The organism is Providencia sp. PROV197, assembly GCF_028479625.1.
In the GTDB taxonomy this organism is placed as follows: domain Bacteria; phylum Pseudomonadota; class Gammaproteobacteria; order Enterobacterales; family Enterobacteriaceae; genus Providencia; species Providencia vermicola.
Genome location: NZ_JAMPNZ010000051.1, coordinates 1 through 1,791 on the forward strand (window position 1 = coordinate 1; position 1,791 = coordinate 1,791).

At 39.9% G+C, this 1,791-nt stretch carries 2 protein-coding genes; both read right to left on the reverse strand.

Translation table 11 applies throughout. The features are described 5' to 3' along the window. Nucleotides 1–444 precede the first annotated feature (444 nt). Entirely contained in the window at nt 445–708 is a 264-nt protein-coding gene (locus PR808_RS20600) for a hypothetical protein (RefSeq protein ID WP_272539994.1), read from the reverse strand. After that, nucleotides 708–1,791, reverse strand: a 1,084-nt coding sequence (locus PR808_RS20605; RefSeq protein ID WP_272539995.1) for a hypothetical protein, incomplete at its 5' end; no start/stop codon positions are given. The genes PR808_RS20605 and PR808_RS20600, both read right to left, overlap by 1 nt.

Consider the following 1,791-nt stretch of genomic DNA (forward strand, 5'->3'; position numbering starts at 1 on the left):
TCTCTATCTACATCCTTCGTGGCTTTTATGGTTGCATCCGTCACCGCAATATCCGTAATCTGCTTACCTAACTCGCCGACTACCCTGTGCCAATGCTACCCGACAAGCTACCGCCTTTTTGCTTCGAATCGTATTTGTCGGTGGTTTGTTCGGTGTTTTTGAACAAAAAAAGAAAGGGAAATAACACGATAGGCTTGCAATATTTGGATGGGTGACTAAAGAAGAAGGGGTCAAAACCAGACAATATACAGTGGGCTACGCCCCTAACCTCGGTAAACCTAACCCCAGCCCACAACTCACTTTAAGTGGTAAGTAGCTGAAAGAGATGGGGTTTACGGTGGGAAGCCACTTTACCCTCATTCGCCAAGCCGGACAGTTGATCATCCGGCTGGCTGAGGGGGATTGAGGCGACTAAGGAGATCCCAGTGTGGGGCTGGGATCTATTTAATCTATTTCTTTGTAATAAGAGTTATAAGATCCATCATCATTTTCTAGCCAAATTCGTTTGCAGCTAGGACAGTACAGTGCTTGAATTCTTTTGGAATCTATTTTTGACAAAAAATTATCACTCTCTATTAGATTATTATTGGTTTCCAATATCCAGATGATTTCATTTATAGTTTTTTCAGCTACGAAGGAATATTGATAATCGTTATCTTCATTTGATAAGCTCATTACATAGCCACACCGGCAAGCAAACTTAGACATCATTTATCTCCTTTATTAGGTCTATCATATCGAACCATATTTCCTTTCGAATCCTGAAAAAATAAGCTATTAATATTGTTAGCTCCAGGTTTGTTCCATGTTCTAGCAACAATACTATTCATTTCTTTAGCTGGTAAATCTACTTGGATTATTATTGAATTTGTTTGTTTATTTTTAGCCTCTATCATTCTTAATATTGATTTTTCTGTCATTGTTTTAGGATTCGGTGTGTAAACATCAACTTTGCCTACACCATAAACCCATAAATCTTGAGTCGGTTTATTTTTAATCCCTAAATCAGAGGCTGTTTCTTTATATTTGATGTCGTACCCAAGCTTAGAAAAAGCATTTCCTGCTCTCAACTCGTTCGCATCTGGTTTTGCCAATGTTTCATAGATAATTTTCCCTTCACGTATAGCAGGTAAAGTAGATGTAGACTTTTCATTTACTAACACAGTGCCCTGCCATACATTACTTTCAGGCGAAACAATCCCACCATTTGGCTTACCTGTAGTAACTTTATTTCCTAGGTAGCCGCCTGATACAGCCAGTCCACCAAGACCAACATTGATTAGACCGTCAGCTGTTTTGCCATCTGCGATTTGGGCAAGGCCTGTTCCAGTTTGATAAGAACCGCCTGAAATTAGTGCTAATCGCATTAATTGGCTGGCTCGTCCTGGTCCAGCTAATAACGCATCTGTGCCAATCATCGCTTGCCATGCATGTCTTTCTTCAGTGCTGAGTTGCCCTAAAGCTTTATTGTATTCAGCAGACAAATCAGGTGTTGCACTACTTGGATATTTCAGTATTTGTTCTACAGCTTTAAAAGCATCCGCTTCACTCATCCCTCTTAGCTGCAACTGTGTCGCATATGCATCAAGGTATTCACTCAATGCGGCTTCACCCGCTTTATCTAGTGTGCCTTGACCGTAACCATAAAGTAATTTATCGGTGTAATTATCTTTATCTGTCAGATAAATAATATTTTGAGAGGCTTCTTTAAGGTTCTTTCCTGCCTTTTGATCTTCGAGCGCTTTGTCTCTTGCGTCTCTATCATCAGGACTCAAAAAGTTATTCTCAACA

Bases quoted from the DNA above. Each gene is read 5' to 3' on its own strand.
- PR808_RS20600 (WP_272539994.1), bottom strand. From the start codon at position 708: ATGTCTAAGTTTGCTTGCCGGTGTGGCTATGTAATGAGCTTATCAAAT.